The 19,432-nt window shown below is 61.2% G+C and carries 17 protein-coding genes; 15 read left to right on the top strand and 2 right to left on the bottom strand.

The features are described from left to right. Nucleotides 1-75: 75 nt before the first annotated feature. The 10 genes from D1820_RS02225 to mdoH all read left to right on the top strand — a co-directional run bounded on the left by D1820_RS02225 (nucleotide 76) and on the right by mdoH (nucleotide 12,098). Nucleotides 76-543 carry a hypothetical protein gene (locus D1820_RS02225; protein ID WP_118067726.1) on the top strand — a complete coding sequence of 156 codons (468 nt, stop codon included), beginning with the start codon at nucleotides 76-78 and terminating at the stop codon, nucleotides 541-543. Nucleotides 544-562: 19 nt separating this feature from the next. Next, nucleotides 563-898, top strand: a complete 336-nt coding sequence (locus D1820_RS02220; RefSeq protein WP_014879745.1) for a helix-turn-helix transcriptional regulator — start codon at nucleotides 563-565, stop codon at nucleotides 896-898. 88 nt (nucleotides 899-986) lie between these two features. Next, nucleotides 987-2,057 carry a YeeE/YedE family protein gene (locus D1820_RS02215; protein WP_118067725.1) on the top strand — a complete coding sequence of 357 codons (1,071 nt, stop codon included), beginning with the start codon at nucleotides 987-989 and terminating at the stop codon, nucleotides 2,055-2,057. Between the two features lie 99 nt (nucleotides 2,058-2,156). Continuing rightward, nucleotides 2,157-2,684: a DUF302 domain-containing protein gene (locus D1820_RS02210; RefSeq protein ID WP_118069983.1), complete on the top strand. Its 528-nt coding sequence runs from the start codon at nucleotides 2,157-2,159 to the stop codon at nucleotides 2,682-2,684. An 81-nt stretch (nucleotides 2,685-2,765) separates the two neighbouring features. Then, nucleotides 2,766-4,430 carry a thiamine pyrophosphate-binding protein gene (locus D1820_RS02205; RefSeq protein WP_118067724.1) on the top strand — a complete coding sequence of 555 codons (1,665 nt, stop codon included), beginning with the start codon at nucleotides 2,766-2,768 and terminating at the stop codon, nucleotides 4,428-4,430. Then, on the top strand, nucleotides 4,417-5,637 hold the full coding sequence (locus D1820_RS02200) for a CaiB/BaiF CoA-transferase family protein (RefSeq protein ID WP_118069981.1): 1,221 nt from the start codon (nucleotides 4,417-4,419) through the stop codon (nucleotides 5,635-5,637). Before D1820_RS02205 ends, D1820_RS02200 begins: the two co-directional genes overlap by 14 nt. A gap of 374 nt (nucleotides 5,638-6,011) precedes the next feature. After that, nucleotides 6,012-7,376, top strand: coding sequence for a tetratricopeptide repeat protein (locus D1820_RS02195; protein WP_118067723.1), 1,365 nt, complete (start codon nucleotides 6,012-6,014; stop codon nucleotides 7,374-7,376). Between the two features lie 23 nt (nucleotides 7,377-7,399). Beyond that, the gene (locus D1820_RS02190; RefSeq protein WP_096871101.1) at nucleotides 7,400-8,671 is read left to right on the top strand and encodes an OpgC family protein; all 1,272 of its coding nucleotides are present in this window, start codon (nucleotides 7,400-7,402) and stop codon (nucleotides 8,669-8,671) included. Beyond that, nucleotides 8,668-10,191 carry a glucan biosynthesis protein gene (locus D1820_RS02185; RefSeq protein ID WP_118067722.1) on the top strand — a complete coding sequence of 508 codons (1,524 nt, stop codon included), beginning with the start codon at nucleotides 8,668-8,670 and terminating at the stop codon, nucleotides 10,189-10,191. The genes D1820_RS02190 and D1820_RS02185 overlap by 4 nt, the downstream gene beginning before the upstream one ends. Then, on the top strand, nucleotides 10,188-12,098 hold the full coding sequence (mdoH, locus tag D1820_RS02180) for a glucans biosynthesis glucosyltransferase MdoH (protein ID WP_118067721.1): 1,911 nt from the start codon (nucleotides 10,188-10,190) through the stop codon (nucleotides 12,096-12,098). Before D1820_RS02185 ends, mdoH begins: the two co-directional genes overlap by 4 nt. Nucleotides 12,099-12,204: 106 nt before the next feature. Here the strand turns inward: mdoH and D1820_RS02175 are convergent, their stop codons facing one another. Together D1820_RS02175 and D1820_RS02170 are read right to left on the bottom strand one after the other, a co-directional pair. Beyond that, nucleotides 12,205-13,065, bottom strand: coding sequence for a PHB depolymerase family esterase (locus D1820_RS02175; RefSeq protein ID WP_118067720.1), 861 nt, complete (start codon nucleotides 13,063-13,065; stop codon nucleotides 12,205-12,207). Further along, a complete protein-coding gene (locus D1820_RS02170) occupies nucleotides 13,065-13,628 on the bottom strand; it encodes a rhodanese-like domain-containing protein (RefSeq protein ID WP_118067719.1) in 564 nt (187 codons plus the stop codon). The genes D1820_RS02175 and D1820_RS02170 overlap by 1 nt, the downstream gene beginning before the upstream one ends. Nucleotides 13,629-13,892: 264 nt before the next feature. Here D1820_RS02170 and D1820_RS02165 point away from each other — a divergent pair, with 264 nt between their 5' ends. The 5 genes from D1820_RS02165 to D1820_RS02145 are packed head-to-tail and all read left to right on the top strand — an operon-like array spanning nucleotide 13,893 to nucleotide 19,429. After that, nucleotides 13,893-16,754: a monovalent cation/H+ antiporter subunit A gene (locus D1820_RS02165; protein WP_118067718.1), complete on the top strand. Its 2,862-nt coding sequence runs from the start codon at nucleotides 13,893-13,895 to the stop codon at nucleotides 16,752-16,754. A 2-nt stretch (nucleotides 16,755-16,756) separates the two neighbouring features. Then, complete coding sequence (locus D1820_RS02160; protein ID WP_102897153.1) at nucleotides 16,757-17,110, top strand: Na+/H+ antiporter subunit C; 354 nt, start codon at nucleotides 16,757-16,759, stop codon at nucleotides 17,108-17,110. Next, nucleotides 17,107-18,669, top strand: a complete 1,563-nt coding sequence (locus D1820_RS02155; RefSeq protein WP_118067717.1) for a monovalent cation/H+ antiporter subunit D — start codon at nucleotides 17,107-17,109, stop codon at nucleotides 18,667-18,669. Before D1820_RS02160 ends, D1820_RS02155 begins: the two co-directional genes overlap by 4 nt. Then, a complete protein-coding gene (locus tag D1820_RS02150) occupies nucleotides 18,666-19,163 on the top strand; it encodes a Na+/H+ antiporter subunit E (RefSeq protein ID WP_014879732.1) in 498 nt (165 codons plus the stop codon). The genes D1820_RS02155 and D1820_RS02150 overlap by 4 nt, the downstream gene beginning before the upstream one ends. After that, nucleotides 19,160-19,429 carry a K+/H+ antiporter subunit F gene (locus D1820_RS02145; protein WP_014874349.1) on the top strand — a complete coding sequence of 90 codons (270 nt, stop codon included), beginning with the start codon at nucleotides 19,160-19,162 and terminating at the stop codon, nucleotides 19,427-19,429. Before D1820_RS02150 ends, D1820_RS02145 begins: the two co-directional genes overlap by 4 nt. Nucleotides 19,430-19,432 lie beyond the last annotated feature (3 nt).

The raw sequence follows: 19,432 nt of genomic DNA, 5'->3' as shown, positions 1-19,432 counted from the left end.
GGCCGTCAATGGCCCGACTTTGGCCCGCCACTAGCGCATCACGGACACACAGCTGATCATCGAGACCCAACAATCATGGCCTTCACCCCTCTGATACCCCTACTGCACCGCATTCGTCGCGCTGCCAGTGCCTCCCTGGCGGCGTTGGCCCTTTTGGCGACGACGGGCATTTTGGCTAAGACTGCCGATGCCGCGGAACTGGTGATGGTCGAGCAACCCGGCTGCGCCTGGTGCGCGCGCTGGGACGCCGAGATTGCGCCGATTTACCCCAAAACCGCCGAAGGTCGCTTTGCCCCGCTACGCCGGGCCGATCTGCGCGCGATGCCGGAGGATCTGACCCTGTCACGCCGGGTCACATTCACGCCAACCTTCTTGATCGTTGAAGACGGGCATGAAATGGCCAGACTGGAAGGCTATCCGGGAGAGGATTTCTTCTGGCCGTTGATCACCGGGCTACTGCAGGAACATGCCGGTTTCGTGCCGACAGGCTCCTCGCACAGCGCCCCCGACCAGACCACCGCCCCCTTGGCCACCAATGGTTGAACCAGGAGAGAACACCGATATGGCCCTGCCACAGTTTTCCGCCGATATGGATCCCGAAGATCTCGACACGATGGTGGACAACGCCACCCGTGCTTCGAATTTTCTGAAGGCCATCAGCCATGAGGGGCGCCTGATGATCCTGTGCCATTTGGTATCGGGTGAGAAATCGGTCACCGAATTGGAAGAACTGCTGTCCGCACGGCAGGCCGCTGTTTCACAGCAGCTGTCACGCCTGCGCCTCGAAGGCCTGGTCATTCCTCGTCGTGAGGGCAAGGCCATCTACTACCGGCTGGCCGATGACCGCCCGCGCCGCATTCTCGAAGTGGTCTATGAGCTGTTCTGCAAAGACGGCTGACCGCAGCGACCGGCCATTCCGGTTTCGTTTGCGGAGCCGTCATGTTCGGCCACCCCCGCAGACCTGAAACCGGCGGAGCCCGCCTCTGATGCCCGAAGCCCTGTCCGATCTCATCAGCGACACGCATCTGACCGCCCTTCTGGGGCTGTTTGGTGGCGTGCTTCTGGGGCTGACTGCGCGGCTGGGTCGCTTCTGCACGCTGGGCGCGATTGAGGATCTGCTCTATGGCGGCTCTTCCTTGCGTATGCGGATGTGGGGCATGGCCATCGGTATGGCAATCCTTGGCAGTTTCGGATTGATTGCACTGGGCTGGTTTGAACCGGTGCAATCGCAATACCTCGCCATCCGCTGGATGCCGCTGGCCTCAATCACGGGCGGGCTGCTCTTTGGCTACGGAATGGCGCTCAGCGGGATGTGTGGATATGGCGCCATTGCACGTCTCGGCGGCGGCGATCTGCGCAGTTTTGTCATTGTTCTGGTGATGGGGGTGTCCACCTTTGTGGTGTTGTCAGGCCCCCTCGCCCCCTTTCGCAACCTGATCTTTTTTCAGGATCCCATCACCGACGACCTGCCTGCAGGAATTGCACATCATCTGGCCGATCGGCTCGGGCTGGCGCTCACACCCATCGGCTTTGCCATTGGTGGGGCAATCCTGCTGTTTTCCATCTCGGGGCGGGAGGTGCGCGAGGCCCCTGCCGCCATCGGCTGGGCGGCGCTGGTGGCGCTTGCCGTTGTCAGCGGCTGGGCGGGCAGCAGCTATATCGCGCGCACCGGTTTTGACGCGGTGCCTGTTGTCTCGCATTCGTTTTCCGCGCCGCTGGGAGAGACCATCATGTGGACCATGACCGGCAGCCTGCGCCCGATCAGCTTTGCTGTCGGCTCGGTCAGCGGTGTCTGGCTGGGCGCCTTCATCGGCTCGCTGATCAAGGGGCATTTCCGCTGGGAAGCCTGCGATGATCCGCGAGAGCTGCGCCGCCAGATCATCGGGGCCGCAATTATGGGGATTGGCGCCGTGCTGGCCATGGGCTGCACTATTGGTCAGGGGCTGAGTGCGTTTTCTCTATTGTCGCTGTCGGCGCCGGTGACCTTCCTGTCGATCTTCGCCGGGGCTGCATTGGGGCTGCGCCAGTTGATCACCGGGTTTCGCCGCGTGGCCTGACGCGCGCCAGCCCAAGAGCCTGTCGGGGACCACAAAAATGTGACCGGGGGAACACCTGCAGACGTCATAGACTGTCGGCAACAGAGGGAGTTCATGGCAATGGTTAGGGATCTGATCCGGCTCAGCAGGATGTCGCTGCAACGCGCAGCTGCCGTCGTCGTCCTGACAGGCCTCGCACTGCTGCAGACGGCTGTCGTCGCAGCAGGCCCGCTCACCAACCGTCCTGGCTGGGCCGTACATCACACCACCAAACCTTATGCGCAGCTGGTCCGCGACGTAATCACGGCCACCAAGTCACAGGGCCTAGTTGTTGTCACCCAAGCAGGCCCGACCAAGGCCGCCGCCGCGCGCGGCATCACCATTCCCGGCAATCGGGTGATCGGTGTTTTCAACAATGACTACGCGGTGCGGGTTCTGCGCCGCTCAACTGCCGCAATGATCGAGGCACCGATCCGACTTTATGTGATCGAAGAGGACAACGGTGACGCCACTCTCTCTTACAAAACCGCCATCCATGTCTTTGCCCCCTATCTGGCGGAGGGCGGGCCAGAGCTCGCAGACATCGCAGCCGAGCTGGACCAACATCTTGAGGCTATTGCGCAAAAGGCTGTGCAGTCGGCACCTTGACGCTCACACCCCCGTGAGGAGGCTTGCAACATTGCCCGGTTCCGGCAATTTGGCGGGACAGGTTCACGAAGGGCAGATTTCATGACTGAAACCAATTCCGCAGCCGCGGCGGCCACTGACCCACTGCGCGCCGCTGATGTGCTGGCACAGCGGCTATATGCGGCGGGATGCCGCCACGCCTTCGGCATGCCCGGCGGTGAGGTTCTGACCCTTGTCGATGCCCTGACCAAGGTGGGGATCACCTTTCACCTCGCCAAGCATGAAAACAGTGCCGGCTTCATGGGCGAAGGTGTGCATCACAGCGATGGCGCGCCGGTTATTCTGGTCGCCACCCTTGGCCCCGGCGCGCTGAACGGGGTGAATGTGGTGGCCAATGCCCATCAGGACCGCGTGCCGATGCTGGTGCTGACCGGCTGCGTCGATGCGGTCGAGGCTGCGACCTACACCCATCAGGTGCTGGATCATCAGGCAGTGTTCGCCCCAATCACCAAAGCCAGCTATCGCCTTGATGCAGAGGCCGCTGGTGTGATTGCAGACAAGGCCCTGCGCGTTGCAACCCAGCCACGCAACGGGCCGGTGCATGTCGATGTGCCGATTTCTGTCGCTGATGCCCCTGCCGGCACTCACCGCCCCTGCCTCGCGCCTGCCAGAGCCACGCAGCCCCAGCCCGCTGACCTGGCGCAGGCGCGCGCATGGCTGGCGGAGGCAGACCGCCCCCTTGCGGTGATCGGTCTTGATGCTGTTGCCGAAGACGCCGGGGCAAGCCTGCGCGCCTTTCTTGAACATTACCAGATCCCCTTTGTGACCAGTTACAAGGCCAAGGGTATCCTGCCTGAGGATCATCCGCTCTGCCTCGGCGGTGCCGGGCTGTCGCCTCTGGCGGATCGTCACCTGCTGCCGCTGGTGCGGGAGGCCGATCTGATCCTGGCGCTGGGGTATGACCCGATTGAAATGCGCCCGGGCTGGCGCAACGCTTGGGATTGCAGCCGCCAGCGGGTGATCGACATCTGCGCCGAAGACAACACCCATTACATGCACAGCGCCAGCCTGACTGTTGTGGCAGGCCTCGCCCCCAGCCTGCGGGCACTGACCGTCGGCGCACAGCTTGCTGATGATACGGCCCAAGCACATCAGCACTGGCCTGACGGACAGCCGGAAGCGGCTCGCGGCGCCCTTGCTGCGGCATTTGCGGCAGATGCCGACTGGGGACCCGCCGCGATTATCGCAGAATGTCAGTCAGTCCTGCCCGTCGATACGCTCGCCACGGCGGACAGCGGCGCACATCGGATTTTGCTCTCGCAAATGTGGCGCTGTCAGGAGCCCCGCGCGCTGATCCAATCCTCGGGCCTTTGCACCATGGGCTGCGCGGTGCCGATGGCCATTGGCCGCAAACTGGCCGAGCCGCAGCGCACGGTTGTCAGCTTCTCCGGCGATGCTGGCTTCCTCATGGTCGCGGGGGAGTTGTCCACCGCGGCGGAACTGGGGGTGGCCCCGATTTTCGTGGTGTTTGTCGATGCGAGCCTTGCGCTGATTGACCTCAAACAACGCCAGCGCCGCCTCGACAATGCCGGTGTTGATTTTGGCCTGCATGATTTTGCCGCCATGGGCCGTGCCTTTGGCGGTAACGGTGTGCGCGTTCGCGACCGCGCCAGCCTGCGCGCCGCCCTGAATGAGGCACAGCAGGCCGAACATTTCACCGTTATTGCCGCAGAATTTGACCGGGAGGCCTATGATGGGCTCATCTGATTCAACCACCGACGGCAAACTGCCCCACGGTCCCCTCACAGGCATCAAGGTGCTGGACCTCTCCCGCATTTTGGCGGGACCAACCTGCACCCAGATGCTGGGCGATCTGGGCGCCAGCGTGCTGAAGGTGGAAAATCCGCAGAGCGGCGGCGATGACACCCGCCAGTGGGGACCACCCTATGTGGTCGATGCCGAGGGTCAGCAATCCGATCTTTCAGCTTATTTCATGGCCGCGAACCGCAACAAACGCTCCGTCGAGGTGGATATCTCCACCGCCGAGGGGCAGCAGGTGATCCGCCGCCTCGCCGCCGAAGCAGATATTCTGCTGGAGAACTTCAAACCCGGCGGGCTGGCCAAATACGGGCTCGATTACGACAGCCTGCATGCAGAGTTTCCGCATCTCGTCTATGGGTCCATCTCAGGCTACGGGCAGACCGGCCCCAACGCGCAGAAGCCCGGTTATGATCTGATGGCGCAGGGCTACGGCGGGATCATGTCGCTGACCGGTGAACCGGACGGGCGCCCCATGAAGGTCGGCGTCGGCATCGCCGATGTGATGTGCGGCATGTATGCCTGCGTCGGCATATTGGCTGCCCTGCGCCACAGGGAGCAGACCGGCGAGGGCCAGCAGGTTGATATCGCGCTCGTTGATGCGCAGATCGCCTGGCTGATCAACGAAGGTGTTGCCACGCTCAATACAGGGACCGCCCCGAAACGGCGCGGCAATGAGCATCCGAGCATTGTGCCGTATGGGCTATATGAAACCTCCGATGGGCATGTGATTCTGGCGGTGGGCAATGACGCGCAATTTGGCCGGTTCCTGTCCTTTCTCGGGCTGGATGGACTGGCGCGGGATCCGCGGTTTGCCACAAATCCAGCACGGTTGCAGAACCGCGATGCGCTGGCCGATATTCTGGTGCCTGCTCTCCGCCAGTATAGCACCGACGCGGTGATCGCCGCGATGGAGGCCCGCAAGGTGCCTGCCGGGCCGGTGCAAACGCTGGATCAGGTTTTTGCCAGCGATCAGGTTGCGGCCCGCGAGATGACAATTGAGATGACCTCTGCTGCCGGGCCTGTCAGGCTGTTGGGCAACCCGCTGAAATTCTCGCGCACACCGGTCACCTATCGGCACGCGCCACCGACCTGTGGCGACAGCACTGACCTTCTGGCACCGGGGGCGGACCCCTTTGCCGAAGAGAGTCGCTGACCCCGCTTGCGGCGACACAGCACCTCTGCTCCCTTAATCCGCCTGCGTTGACGCGGGCGGATTCGCGGCGGTCGCCGCCCCTATCCCCTTAAGAACCCGCAGAAAACAGTCCGTTTAGCGCTTTGCAACCGGCAGGATCTGGCCGAGTGTTACAGAAACTGGCGGTGTTCGGCCAAAGTCAGGCATCCCGGGCTTGCCAGATAGGCAAAAATGCGGGAAATCGCTGCCAATCGACATGGTTGGCTCCCTATTCCCACGAGATTGCACACGCCACTTCACCAAACCGCGAGCGGGCATCGCGAGACGCGATAGCGTGCTTTAGGCTCGACGACAAAGCGCCACTGCTTTCGTTTTTGACACGGATCGGACAAACGATGATGCAAGATATTTTTGGCCAGGACACCAGCCTGACAGACGCCGTAGCCCTAGAGAACTGGAACGCCGTACAGATGGGGGTTCTGTCACATGCCGCCGCGGCGCCAACGCATCTCGGTGCCCTGCTGGACGCCGCCCCGGAATTTGCACTGGCGCAGGCTGCCAAGGGCATGTTTGTCCTGCTCTTGGGCCGGGCAGAGCTGATGCAGGCCGCCCATGACGCCTATGCCGCCGCCAAGGCTACCGAAGACGGCGCCCTCCCGCGCGAGCGTCACTACATTGCAGCACTCGGAGCCTGGCTAGAGGGGCGTCCCTCCGCTGCAATTGCCGAGATGGAGACGGTGCTGCGCAGCCACCCGGAGGATGCGCTGGCGATGAAACTGAGCCATGCGATCCGCTTCATTCTGGGTGACAGCACGGGCATGCGTCGATCCATTGAACGCGTATTGCCTGCCTATGCGCCTGATCACGCCGGGCGGGGATATCTGCTTGGCTGTCATGCTTTCTCGCTTGAGGAGACGGGCGCTTACGATCTGGCCGACGCGACTGGCCGACAGGCGCTCTGGATGGCGCCGGATGATGCCTGGGGCCTGCACGCAGTGGCCCATGTGCATGACATGACAGGCAATTCACGCGCCGGGTTGGACTGGCTCACTGGGCGCGAGGAGGCCTGGGCACATTGCAACAATTTCCGCTACCACGTCTGGTGGCACAAAGCGCTAATGCACTTGGATCAGGGTCAAACCGAACAGGTTCTGGCGCTCTATGATCATGAAATTCGCAAAGACAAAACGGATGATTACCGCGACATCTCCAACGCCACCTCACTGCTGATGCGGCTGGAATTGGAGGGCGTGGCCATTGGCGATCGCTGGGAAGAATTGGCCGAGCTTTGTGCTAACAGAACCGAGGATGGCTGTCTGATCTTTGCTGACCTGCATTATCTGCTGGCGCTGGTTGGTGATGACCGCAAACTTGAGGCCGGCCAGCTGGTGCAACGTATTCATGCCGACGCCCGTCGCGGCGCAAGTGAGAGCGATGCCCGTATGGCGACGCCCGGATGTGGTCTGGCACTGGGGCTGGAGGCGTTTGGCGAAGGCAACTACAGCGAGGCCTTCGGTTATCTGGCGACGGGTCGCAGTTCGCTGCAACTGGCCGGTGGCAGTCATGCCCAGCGGGATGTCTTTGAACGCGTAACCATTGATGCAGGCCTCCGGGCGGGGCGTCTGGATGCGGTGGAGGCCATCCTCAATGAACGGCGGGCCCAGCGAGGCGGCGCCGAAGACAGCTATGCCCAGGCGCGCCGCGCCCTGATTACTGCCGGACGTGGTGCGCCAGGCGCACAAAGCGTCCCGGCAGAGTAACCGAAGTAAGGACACAACAGCCTATGGCGACCATCTCGCCCTTTCCCGGTGCCAAGGGCACCGAGACCACACCAGTGGCCAATCGCCCGGTTGCTCCGCAATCGGATGTGCAGCCGCGTGCACCCCGTGATCCACGTCTGGATTTCTACCGGGGCATAGCGATGTTCATCATCCTCTGTGCCCATATCCCCGGCAACCGCTGGACAGGATGGATCCCGGCGCGGTTTGGCTTCTCAGACGCGACAGAGATCTTTGTCTTCTGTTCCGGCATGGCATCGGCCATCGCCTTCGGCGGCACCTTTGGCCGTCAAGGATGGCTGATGGGCAGCGCACGGGTTCTGTTTCGCTGCTGGCAGGTGTTCTGGGCCCATATCGGGCTGTTTGTGTTTATCGCGACCAGCATGGCGGCGTTGGATCTTTATGGCAGCTTCGACAAAAGCTATATCGCCTCGCTCAATCTGCGCCCGTTCTTTGAAAACCCGGTGCCGCAGCTGGTCGGGCTGATGACGCTCAGCTATGTGCCGAACTATTTCGACATCCTGCCGATGTATCTGGTTGTTCTGGCGCTGATGCCGCTGATGATGGGGCTGGAACGTATCGGGATCTGGGCGGTGGCTGCCGCTTCAATCGGGATCTGGCTGCTCGCCAACCCCTATATGGTTGGCCTTGGGCCGGATGGGCTGTCGCTCTCGGCTGAACCTTGGTCCAGCCGGGAATGGTTCTTCAATCCCTTTGGCTGGCAACTTTTGTTCTTTACCGGTTTTGCCTTCATGAAGGGCTGGCTGCCAGCCCCGCCCGTTTCCCGCGTGCTGGTGGTCGTGGCCGCAGCCTACCTCGTCCTGCTGGCCCCGTTTGGGTCCTGGAAGGTCTTTCTCTGGGTCGAGGCCTGGAACCAGGATCTTGCCGACCTCATCCGTCCTACCTGGAAACAGACGGCGGAATGGCGGGAGAAAACCGACTTTGGCCTGCTGCGCTTTGGGCACTTCCTGTCGCTGGCCTATCTCGGTTGGGTGATCGCTGGTGAAGGTGGTCGACGGCTGATCGCATCCGGCCAGTCTACGGCGGCCCGCATCTGGGCCGTGCTCCTGTCGCTGATCACCAAGGTCGGTCAGCAATCGCTTGCGGTCTTTGTCTTCTCAATGGCACTGGCACGGCTCCTTGGCTTTGCCATGGACCTGACGGACCGGTCTGTCCTGACAACCGCATTTTTCAACCTCACAGGGTTTGGCCTGATCATTGGCTGCGCCTATATCGCTGCCTGGTTCAAATCGCATCCATGGAAAACCAAGAGATGAGAGCATTTTCGCGACGCACCTTTCTGGCAACGGCCCTGGCCAGCACCGCTCCGTTTGCGCTTGGGGCGCTGACATCGCCCGCATTGGCGACGGGTGGTCCTGCCTTTTCGCGCGAAACCGTGGTGTCCCTTGCCCGCGATCTCGCAGCCGCCCCCTATGCGCCCCGCGCCAGCGTTCCGCAGGACTGGCAGGAGCAAAGCTATGAGGACTATCAGACCCGCTGGTTCCGCAGCCGTGACGCGCTCTGGTCGAAAACCCCGCGCAGTTACAACGTCGATTTCTTCCTGCCGGGGCTCTACTTCCCCCGCCCGGTAGAGATTTTCACCGTTGAAAATGGTCTGGCACAGCCGGTGGCCTTTGATCTGTCCCTGTTTGACAAAACCGATAAGGCGCCTGATCTCAGCATTGACGACAGCCTTGGCTATTCCGGCTTTCGCCTGCGCACCGATCTGAAAGAACCGGGCAAGAAAACCGAGTTCTGCGTCTTTCAAGGGGCGAGTTACTTCCGCGCCATCGGGGCCGCCCATACCTATGGGCTGTCGGCACGGGGACTGGCCGTGAACACGGCCACCGCAAAGGGTGAAGAATTCCCTGAATTCATATCGTTCTGGCTCGAAGCTCCAGTGCCAGGGCAAAAGAATATGGTGGTCCATGCTCTGATGGATTCCCCTTCGGTCTCTGGTGCCTACCGGTTCGATATCCTGCCCGGTCAGAACACCGTGATGGAGGTCGAGGCGCGCCTCTTTGCCCGCGAAGAGCTGGACAATATCGGGCTTGGACCACTCACGTCGATGTTCCTCTTCGATCAGACCAACCGCAACCGGTTTGATGATTTCCGCCCAGCAGTCCATGACAGCGACGGGTTGCTGGTGGTCAACGGAAATGGCGAAACCCTATGGCGGCCGTTGGCCAACCCGAAAACGCTGCAACTGTCTTCCTTTGTCGATGAAAACCCGCGTGGCTTTGGCCTGATGCAGCGCCCAAGGCTGCTGTCGGACTACGAAGATCTGGAGGCCCATTATCACCAGCGCCCGGCGCTGTGGGTGGAGCCGAAGGGGGATTGGGACAAGGGCGCGGTCACATTGGTGGAAATCCCGGCCGACAAAGAAATCTACGATAATATCGTCGCCTATTGGCGCCCACGTGAGAGTTACGCGCCCGGTTCCGAAATCAATATCGACTACCGGCTGACCTGGGGCGATGGTCCGGACCTATCTGTGCCACAGGTGATCAACACGGCGGCCGGTGCGCGGATTTTCGGGGATCCCGGTCGCATCATGACCATCGATTTTGCCGCCCACCCGATGTTCGCGGGCGGTGTGGATGATCTTGAGGCGCATATCACCTCTCCCCATGTCACCCCGACCGAAGGCGTATTGCAGGAAAACCCGGAAACCGGTGGTTTGCGGCTGGCGTTTGCCTTTGATCCGGGCGAGCGCGATCATGTCGAGCTGCGCGCAGAGCTGCGCAAGGACGGTCAGCCCGCGTCAGAAGTCTGGCTATACCGGTGGACCAAATGACCAATTTTTCGCTGACCCCGCCGGAACAGCCACTTGCCATGCCGGAGCAGAACTTCGGCGCCTATTTTCAGGATCAGGCCTGCCCTGCTCTCGCTGACCGGATCCCCACATCCGCACAGACGGGTGAGGCAACGCAAGGGCAGGTTGCGCTCTGGCGGGTGCTGGCCTTTTCCCCGGCGATGGCGGCAACTGGCCTGCTGACCTGGGGGATGAAGGACTGGTTTGCTGCTGACGGGTTCTCCACCCTGGAAATCGCGCTTCTGGTACTGATTTCCTTCAACTTTTTCTGGATCTGCTTTTCGGTCTCGACCGTTCTTCTAGGCCTCTGGGGTCTTTCGCAACGGCCGCGCGCCCTGGGACGAGGCCGCCCCCAGCGGATGAAGGTCGCGCTCTTGATGCCGATCTACAATGAGGTGCCCTGGTATGTGCTGGGCAATGCCCAGTCGATGCTGGAAGAACTGCATGCCCGTGGCGGGGTTCATGACTATGCAATGTTCATCCTGTCCGACACCCGCGATGACGCCATCGCCGCGCAGGAACGCGCCAGCGTAGAGGCTCTGCGTGCGATGCTGCCTGCCGGAACCCAGCTTTACTATCGCCGCCGCGAAGATAACGCTGGCCGCAAGGTTGGCAATATCGCCGATTGGGTGCGCCGCTGGGGCGCGGGCTGGGATGCCATGCTGGTGCTGGATGCCGATAGCTTGATGACGGGACGCGCGATCGCCCATCTGGCGGATGCGCTGGCCCGCGATCCCGGCGCGGGCCTCATTCAGAGCTACCCCCAGCTGATCGGCGCGCAGTCTGTCTTTGGCCGGATGCAGCAATTCGCCAATGGCGTCTACGGTCTGGCGCTGGCCGAGGGGCTGGCCCGCTGGGCTGGACACGAGGGCAACTACTGGGGCCATAACGCGATCATCCGCACCCGCGCCTTTGCCGCCTGCGCAGGGCTGCCACCGCTGCGCTCGGTCTTTGGCGGTGAGAAGCTGATCATGAGCCATGACTTCGTCGAAGCGGGCCTTCTGCGCCGTGCAGGCTGGAGTGTTCAGTTCCTGCCGCGTATCCGTGGCTCCTACGAGGAAACACCGCAGACGTTGATTGATCACGTGCTACGGGACCGGCGCTGGTGTCAGGGCAACCTGCAGCACCTGAACCTCTTGAACGCCAAGGGCTTTCGCGCGCTGTCGCGGTTCCATCTGCTGCATGGGGCCATCGGTTATCTGATGGCACCGGTCTGGTTCGCGTTGCTGGTAATCTGGGCACTGATCGGACGCGGCGAGGAGGCCTCTGTCCTCACCTACTTCAGCGAAACCAACCCGCTGATGCCGTCTTGGCCCGACATGTCAGAGCCACGCCATGTGCTGGTGATCCTGCTGATCTATGCCATGTTGCTGGCGCCAAAATTGCTGGCTGTTGTCGCCCTGCCAATGACCGGCAGCCGGTTCTCCGAATATGGTGGCGCGGGGCGGTTTACCCTGTCGCTGTTCGTGGAAATCCTACTTGCAATCCTTTATGCACCTATCCTGATGGTACAGCAGATGATTGCTGTGCTGCGTACCACCTTCGGCCTGCAAAAAGGCTGGTCGCCACAGGCACGCGACGGTGGCCGCTATTCCTGGCGGACGCTGATAACGTGCCATGCGCTGGAAACTGTCAGCGGGGTTGCCCTCTGGAGCGGTATTCTGGCGGGTGTGGTCTCTGTCTGGCTGCTGCCGATCGCGCTATCGCTGGTGCTGGCGGTGCCGCTGTCGGCGCTCTCTGGTGTGCCGTTGCAGCGCTTTGCCAAGGCCCTTCTGGCAACACGCGAAGTCCACAAAGAACCCCGCATCACCCGCATCGCCCGCGCCCGACGCAATCGGCTGCGCATGGCATTGGAGACCGTGCCGACGCATCGCACCGCAGCTGAGTGACACGCCCGAAATTGTGTGAATACGTAAACCCTGAGAGATTTTAGGAAATTTCTCAGGGTATTTTTATTGAGATATCGACATCAATATGACCGCGAAACTTGTTGCCTCATTGCGACAGTGCGCTGTTCTCGACCCAATCCAACAGCCAATTGGTCCAATCCCGTGGCACCCGGTGACCGCCCGCAAACAGCACCAATTCGATATCCGCGTTCGGTCCGCAGTCCCAGCGACGCCGCAGCTGACCGCCAGCGGACCAACTGCGGCTTGGCGCATGTGTGTCGCACCCGTTGGTATCCCGCCACAACTCCAGCCCGGCAAAGATATCGCCCTGCTGGAAGCGCCGATTTCCCAGATAGCGCCCTTCCAGCGGCACCACCTCATCCGCCCATCCATGAGTATGCATCAGGCGGATTGGGCCCGCGCAGCTCTCTGGTTGAGGCCGCCAGAAACTGCCCGACACCGTTGCATAGGCAAGGAACTGATCAGGTGACGAACACGCGAGATAGCTGACCATGAAGGCACCTGCGGAAAATCCTGATAAAACAATCGCCTCTCGGTCGATGTTAAACTGCTTTTCGGCATCTTCCATGACTGCGTCGAAGAAGGCGGATTCGTCACGGCCACCGAAATCTGGCAAAAACGCCCAAGAGCGCGGGCCGCCGGGATTGCGGGGCAGCGCCGTGGGTGCGATGACCGCATAGCCGCGCCCGGTCAGCCCATCGACCATCGCCTGATTGCGCAGGGCGGCCTCGCCCGAGCCGCCATAGCCGTGCAGAAACATCACTGCCGGGATTGCCGCGCCGAGTTGCGTGTCAGGCAGGACGATGTGATAATCCCCCTCCTTTATCTGACAGGCATCATCCCGTGGGCCACATTCAGCCACGGCCACAGATGCGAGTGAGACCCCGGACAACGCCACAGCAAAACCGAAGCACCAGCGACCAGCGCGCACAATCGCGGGACGCATCAGCCCTGCCCCGTCCAGCGGGCGACGGGTAGATTGCTGCGCAACCAGCCCGGACCAGCGGCAGAGCCGAGCATCCCCTCCGGTACGTCGATCACGTTGGAATACCCCGCCGCATCCAACGCCAGGGTCACACGGGCCGAACGCACGCCGCGCGCGCAGATCAGCGCCAGCGCCGCACTGCGATTGCCGCCGGTAACCTGATCAAGCGCCGCCAGAAAATCGTCGCGCCGCATATCAATCTGATGGCTGCCAACGGGTACGCCGCTCGCCCGCCATTCGCGCGGGGTGCGGATATCCACCAGGATCAGCTCATCTGCCTTGGCTTTTGCAAAGGCCTCTTCGACCGTCAGGCGCGGCAAATCATGGTCCGGGGGCTGGCGGCGCCACCAGACGTATCCACCGACACCCGCAACGGCCAACCCGCCAACAGCCACACCGGCACGCAGGAACCGACGCCGCGAGATCACAGAACCGCCCAGCCCGGACGTGAGTTGTGGAGTGCCGTCGCCGCCTTTGGACTGAGGATTGGAATTATCTGACCGTTTTGATTGAGAATGCGACATCTGGCCTCTCCCCTCACTACAGGCGCCGTCCTACATGATCCAAGACCTAGCAGGTTCCTGCATAGTGTTCAGCATGAGACATCCCGCATGGTGATCAAGTTCTTGTCAACCTGACACCAGATCGCATCAAACCGGTGCGGTGCGCAAAAAACTAACCTGATCGCCGCTTTTGCAGGGTTTGCAGGCGCGGTCGGGGCTGGCACAGTTGCGAAAAATTGCTTAGGCAGCAAACGATCTGGCCCTGTGCATGGAGGAGAACCGCACGTGTCCCTGTTCCTGATTGCAGCCCTGCCCTTTCTGGGCGCGGTTTTCCCCGCGCTATTGATCCGTGCCGGGCGCAATGCCTCGGCATCGGCGGCAGGCCTGACAACATTGCTCGCGTTTGTCGGACTGATGCTGCACGCCCCGGCGGTGATGCGCGGTGAGGTCATTCAGGCGCAATTCGACTGGCTGCCCGCCCTGGGGCTGAACGCCAACTTCTTTCTTGATGGACTAGGCTTCCTCTTTGCGGGGTTGATCCTTGGCATTGGTCTGCTGATCATCCTTTATGCGCGGTTTTACCTGTCGCGCGAAGATCCGATGGGCAATTTCTACACCTATCTGCTGCTGTTTCAGGGCGCGATGGTGGGGATTGTCACATCCGATAACATCCTGCTGCTGCTGATTTTCTGGGAACTCACCTCGCTGAGTTCTTTTCTGCTGATCGGCTATTGGAAGCATCTGCCGGAAGGGCGCCAGGGCGCGCGCATGGCGTTGACTGTCACCGGTGCGGGTGGTCTGGCCATGATCGGGGGCATGCTGATCCTCGGCAATATCGTTGGCTCCTATGACCTGACCGTCATCCTCGGCGCGAAGGAGGTCATTCAGGCCTCGCCGCTCTATCTTCCCGCCTTGATCCTGATCCTGATCGGCGCTTTCACAAAGTCAGCCCAGTTCCCGTTTCATTTCTGGCTGCCCCACGCAATGGCGGCGCCCACCCCGGTATCGGCCTATCTGCACTCTGCCACGATGGTGAAAGCAGGTCTGTTCCTGATGGCGCGGATGTGGCCCGTTCTGGCCGGCACGCCTGAGTGGTTTTATATCGTTGCGACAACCGGGCTGATCACCATGGTGCTGGGTGCGATCATCGCCCTGTTCAAGGATGATCTGAAGGCGCTTCTGGCGTTTTCAACCGTCAGCCATCTGGGGCTGATCACCATGCTCTTGGGCTTTGGCACCAAGTTTGCGGCGGTGGCCGCAGTGTTCCACATCATCAACCACGCGACCTTCAAGGCGGCGTTGTTTATGAGTGCCGGCATTGTCGACCACGAGGCCCATACACGTGACATCAAGCGTCTTGGCGGCCTGCGGCACCTGATGCCGATCACCTTTGCCATTGCGACGGTTGCGGCACTGTCGATGGCCGGTATTCCGCCCTTCAACGGCTTCCTGTCCAAGGAAATGATGCTCGAGGAAACCGTGCACACGGCCTGGGCTGGCTCACATTACTTGGTGCCTGGCCTCGCGCTGCTCGGGGCGCTGTTCTCTGCGGCGTATTCGTTCCGGTTTATCGCCCATGTTTTCCTCGGTCCGAAACGAGATGATTATCCGGCGACCCCGCATGATCCGGGTGCCGGTATGTGGCTGGCGCCTGCGTTCCTTGTGGGTCTGGTGGTGCTGATCGGCCTGTTCTCGGCGAAGATTGTCGGGCCACTTGTCGCCACAGCAGCCTCTGCGGTCATCGGTGGCGAGAAGCTGCCCTATTACTCTCTGAAACTCTGGCACGGGTTTACCCCGGCGCTCTATATGTCGATGGTCGCGGTTGTTGGCGGTGTGGTGCTGCTGATGCTGCACAAGCCACTGATGCGACTGTGGAATGCCACTCCGCGCCCTGAGGCAAAGGTGATTTTCGAGGCGCTGATTGCTGCCCTGACCCGCCTCGCGCGCGGGATCACCGACGGGATGCACAATGGCTCTATGCCGCGGTATGGCGGGATCATGATCACCTTCACGGCGGTGCTGTCCTATTATGCCTACCAATCCGGCACATTGGCGGCGCCGACACGAACCCTTCAGGATGTGGGCCTGATCCCGATCCTCGGTTGGGCCAGCCTGTTGATCGCCACCGGTTTCCTTGTCGCGATGCACCGAAATCGCCTGCTGGCACTGGTGCTGATTGGCGTTGTTGGTCTCGTGGTCTCCATGGGCTTCAACTACATGTCGGCCCCGGATCTCGCCCTGACGCAGATTTCGGTCGAGGTGGTCACCATCATCCTGATGCTGCTGGCGTTGAACTTCATGCCGAAGGAAACCCCGGTCGAAAGCTCCGGCGGTGCCCGTCTGCGCGATATCTCCATTGCCAGCGTTGCAGGTCTGGGCGTCGGCGGGCTGATCTATGCCCTCATGACCCGTGATTTCATCGGCGAGACGATTTCCGGCTTTCACCTTGAGAACTCCTACAAGGGCGGCGGCGGCACCAATGTGGTCAATGTAATCCTGGTCGATTTCCGGGGTTTTGACACCTTTGGCGAGATCATCGTGCTGGGGATTGCTGCACTGGTGATTTTTGCCCTGACCGAAGCGGTCTTGGGCACCCGCGTGCGGGCCTATCTGCTGAACCGTAAACCGGATCTGCCACAGGCCGGTGACTCCCATCCGATGATGATGGTGGTGGCGACCCGAGTGATGATGCCGCTGGCACTGATGGTGGCGGCCTATATCTTCTTCCGCGGGCACAACCTGCCCGGCGGTGGCTTTATCGCCGGTCTGATCGCAGCGATTGCTGTCATCATGCAATATATGGCGTCTGGCTTTGCCTGGGCGACCGAGCGGCAGCGCTACCCCTACCATGGCATCATCGGATCCGGCGTGCTGATTGCCGCCGCAACCGGCATGGGGTCGTGGTTCAGTGGCCAGCCATTCCTGACCAGCGCCTTTGGCTACATCCATTGGGCACCGCTGGAGGAGTTTGAATGGGCCACTGCGGCGCTGTTTGATCTGGGCGTGTTCCTGGCGGTTGTCGGCGCGGTTCTGCTGGCGCTGGAGAGCCTGTCGCGCTTTGCCTGGCAGCCGGGGACCGACAGCACCCATGCGATGGATATCAACCCGGCCCGCGATGATGTGGCCAAGACCGAGAACGAGGGCTGATTATGGAAATTCTAGTCGCTTCGGCCGTGGGCGTTCTGACCGCGGCCGGCATCTACCTGATCCTGCGCCGTCGCAGCTTTCCCGTTATTCTTGGGCTGTCGCTGGTGTCCTATGCGGTGAACGTGTTCCTGTTTGCCACCGGACGCCTGATGACCAACGCGCCAGCGATCCTCAACAAATACGAAGAGGTGCCCTATACCGATCCACTGCCGCAGGCGCTGGTGCTCACCGCGATCGTGATCTCCTTTGGCATGACTGCCGTTGTCGTGATGATCGCGCTTGGGGCCTATCTGTCGTCGCAGGATGACCGGATCAACCTCAGCGACGACGATGCGAAAGCAGGAGAAGACGCATGAACCACCTTGTGATTGCGCCGATTGTCCTGCCGGCCCTTGTCGCACCCTTCATTATCATGGTGCTGCGCTACCATCTGGACCTGCAACGGATCTTTTCCGTTGCCAGCAGCGTACTGGTGCTGTGCCTGACGCTGGCGCTGGCCGCGCAAGCGGCGGATGGCACCGTGCAGGTCTATGAATTGGGCGACTGGCCGGCCCCCTTTGGGATCGTGCTTGTGCTGGATCGGTTGTCGGCGATGATGATCGTCCTCACCTCGGTGCTGGCGCTGGCGGTGGTGCTTTATGCAATTGGCACCGGTTGGGACTCTCGTGGTGCTAATTTCCACGCGTTGTTTCAGTTCCAGATCATGGGCATTCTGGGGGCCTTCATGACCGGGGATGCCTTCAACCTGTTTGTGTTCTTCGAGGTGCTGCTGATTGCGTCCTACGGGCTGATGATCCACGCAGGCGGTGCCAAACGGTTTCAGGCCGGTGTGCAATATGTGGTCTATAATCTCTTGGGCTCCACCCTGTTTCTGTTTGCCCTAGGCACCATCTACGCCGTCACCGGCACGCTGAACATGGCGGATCTGGCGGTCCGTGTGGCCGAGATGTCCGCCGAAGAAACCGCGCTTCTTAGAGTGGGCGCAGTGATGCTGCTCCTGGTTTTTGCGATCAAGGCTGCGGTTCTGCCGCTGCATTTCTGGTTGCCGGCCTCCTACAGCCATGCGCCCCTGCCTGTTGCTGCCCTGTTTGCGATCATGACAAAGGTCGGCGCCTATTCGATCCTGCGCGTCTATACCCTGATTTTTGGCCCGGACGTCGCAATCACCGAAGGGTTGGTTGGCGACTGGCTGCTGCCTGCGGCGCTGTTGACGCTTGCGGTGGGGGCTGTCGGTGTCCTCGGCTCCCGCGAGATCGGACGGCTGGTGGCCTTTGGCGCGATCACATCGATGGGGACTCTGCTGATTTCCATCGCGCTGTTTACCCCTGCTGCCACCGGCGCGGCGCTCTACTACATTGTCCATTCGACGCTAGCGACAGCACTGATGTTCCTGATAGCCGATCAGGTGATGGAACGTCAGGGCGGCGCGGTTGCGGCGATGCGGTTGATGCCGCAGAGCGGTCTTCTGTCTGTGATGTTCTTTGTTGCTGCGATTGCGCTGGCGGGGATGCCGCCGCTCTCCGGCTTCATTGGCAAGCTGCTGGTGATGGACGCCGCCCGCGATCATGATCTGGTCTGGTGGATCTGGGCGGTAATCCTGATCGGCTCTCTGGTGACGATCATCGGCCTGGCCCGTGCTGGCACGCTGATCTTCTGGAAAAGCCATGGTTTGCCAGACAGCGACAGTGACGCAGACACAGAGGCTGACAGTGACGACCTGTTTGACGGCGAGGCAACCGCAGCCCCTGCGGCGGCACCGGTCCTGCCGCTGGTGGTCTGCTTTGCCCTGATGACCGCACTTGTAATGCTCACCGTCTTTGCCGGGCCGATGACGCGTTATGCCGATGCAACCGCGGCCCAGCTGTTCACGCCAATCGCCTATATCGAAACCGTCCTCGGGGGGGGCTCAAAATGAAGCTGATGCGCCGCATACTGCCGCACCCGATCCTAACGCTGGTTCTGACTGTGACCTGGCTGCTGCTGGTCAACGGCTGGTCTCTGAACTCCTTGGTCTTTGGCTTCATGCTGGGGGTTTTGATCCCCTTCCTGACGCAGCCCTACTGGCCGCAACAGCTGAAGATGAAAGGCCCGATGAAGATCATCGGCTATGTCCTCATCGTGCTTTACGATATTGTGGTTGCCAATCTGGTGGTCGCCAAGATCGTGCTGTTCAAACCCAATTCCCGCCGTCACCCCAATTGGGTGACTGTGCCGCTGGAGCTGCGCACACCTGAGGCAATCACGGTATTGGCCGCAACAATCACCATGACCCCGGGCACCGTGTCGGCGGACCTTTCGGCCGAGGGCCATGCGCTGCTTGTGCATTGCCTGGATGCGCCCGATCCGGAGGCGGTGCGCGACGACATCAAAGACCGCTACGAACGTCGCCTGAAGGAGATCTTCGAATGATCGAAACTGCTGCAATTTTTGCGTTCGTCTGCTTTGCATTGTCGCTGCTGATGAACCTCTGGAAGGTCGTCTCGGCCGAGGATGTTGCTGACCGGATCCTTGCTCTGGACACCATGTTCATCAACGCGATCGCGCTGATGGTGCTTTACGGCTTGGCGCTTGGGACTGAGATCTTCTTTGAGGCGGCAATGATCATCGCCATGCTGGGATTTGTCTCCACTGTGGCCTATGCGCGGTTCATCCTGCGCGGCAATATCATCGAGTGAGGA

Source organism: Phaeobacter sp. LSS9, assembly GCF_003443595.1.
GTDB classification, from domain to species: domain Bacteria; phylum Pseudomonadota; class Alphaproteobacteria; order Rhodobacterales; family Rhodobacteraceae; genus Phaeobacter; species Phaeobacter piscinae.
Note: the sequence above shows the minus strand (reverse complement) of the source record. Positions and strands in the feature narration are given on the sequence as shown.

Excerpts from the sequence above, each read along its gene's own strand:
- D1820_RS02225 (WP_118067726.1), top strand. The coding sequence starts at position 76 with ATGGCCTTCACCCCTCTGATACCCCTACTGCACCGCATTCGTCGCGCT.
- D1820_RS02220 (WP_014879745.1), top strand. The coding sequence starts at position 563 with ATGGCCCTGCCACAGTTTTCCGCCGATATGGATCCCGAAGATCTCGAC.
- D1820_RS02215 (WP_118067725.1), top strand. The coding sequence starts at position 987 with ATGCCCGAAGCCCTGTCCGATCTCATCAGCGACACGCATCTGACCGCC.
- D1820_RS02210 (WP_118069983.1), top strand. The coding sequence starts at position 2,157 with ATGGTTAGGGATCTGATCCGGCTCAGCAGGATGTCGCTGCAACGCGCA.
- D1820_RS02205 (WP_118067724.1), top strand. The coding sequence starts at position 2,766 with ATGACTGAAACCAATTCCGCAGCCGCGGCGGCCACTGACCCACTGCGC.
- D1820_RS02200 (WP_118069981.1), top strand. The coding sequence starts at position 4,417 with ATGGGCTCATCTGATTCAACCACCGACGGCAAACTGCCCCACGGTCCC.
- D1820_RS02195 (WP_118067723.1), top strand. The coding sequence starts at position 6,012 with ATGATGCAAGATATTTTTGGCCAGGACACCAGCCTGACAGACGCCGTA.
- D1820_RS02190 (WP_096871101.1), top strand. The coding sequence starts at position 7,400 with ATGGCGACCATCTCGCCCTTTCCCGGTGCCAAGGGCACCGAGACCACA.
- D1820_RS02185 (WP_118067722.1), top strand. The coding sequence starts at position 8,668 with ATGAGAGCATTTTCGCGACGCACCTTTCTGGCAACGGCCCTGGCCAGC.
- mdoH (WP_118067721.1), top strand. The coding sequence starts at position 10,188 with ATGACCAATTTTTCGCTGACCCCGCCGGAACAGCCACTTGCCATGCCG.
- D1820_RS02175 (WP_118067720.1), bottom strand. The coding sequence starts at position 13,065 with ATGCGTCCCGCGATTGTGCGCGCTGGTCGCTGGTGCTTCGGTTTTGCT.
- D1820_RS02170 (WP_118067719.1), bottom strand. The coding sequence starts at position 13,628 with ATGTCGCATTCTCAATCAAAACGGTCAGATAATTCCAATCCTCAGTCC.
- D1820_RS02160 (WP_102897153.1), top strand. The coding sequence starts at position 16,757 with ATGGAAATTCTAGTCGCTTCGGCCGTGGGCGTTCTGACCGCGGCCGGC.
- D1820_RS02155 (WP_118067717.1), top strand. The coding sequence starts at position 17,107 with ATGAACCACCTTGTGATTGCGCCGATTGTCCTGCCGGCCCTTGTCGCA.
- D1820_RS02150 (WP_014879732.1), top strand. The coding sequence starts at position 18,666 with ATGAAGCTGATGCGCCGCATACTGCCGCACCCGATCCTAACGCTGGTT.
- D1820_RS02145 (WP_014874349.1), top strand. The coding sequence starts at position 19,160 with ATGATCGAAACTGCTGCAATTTTTGCGTTCGTCTGCTTTGCATTGTCG.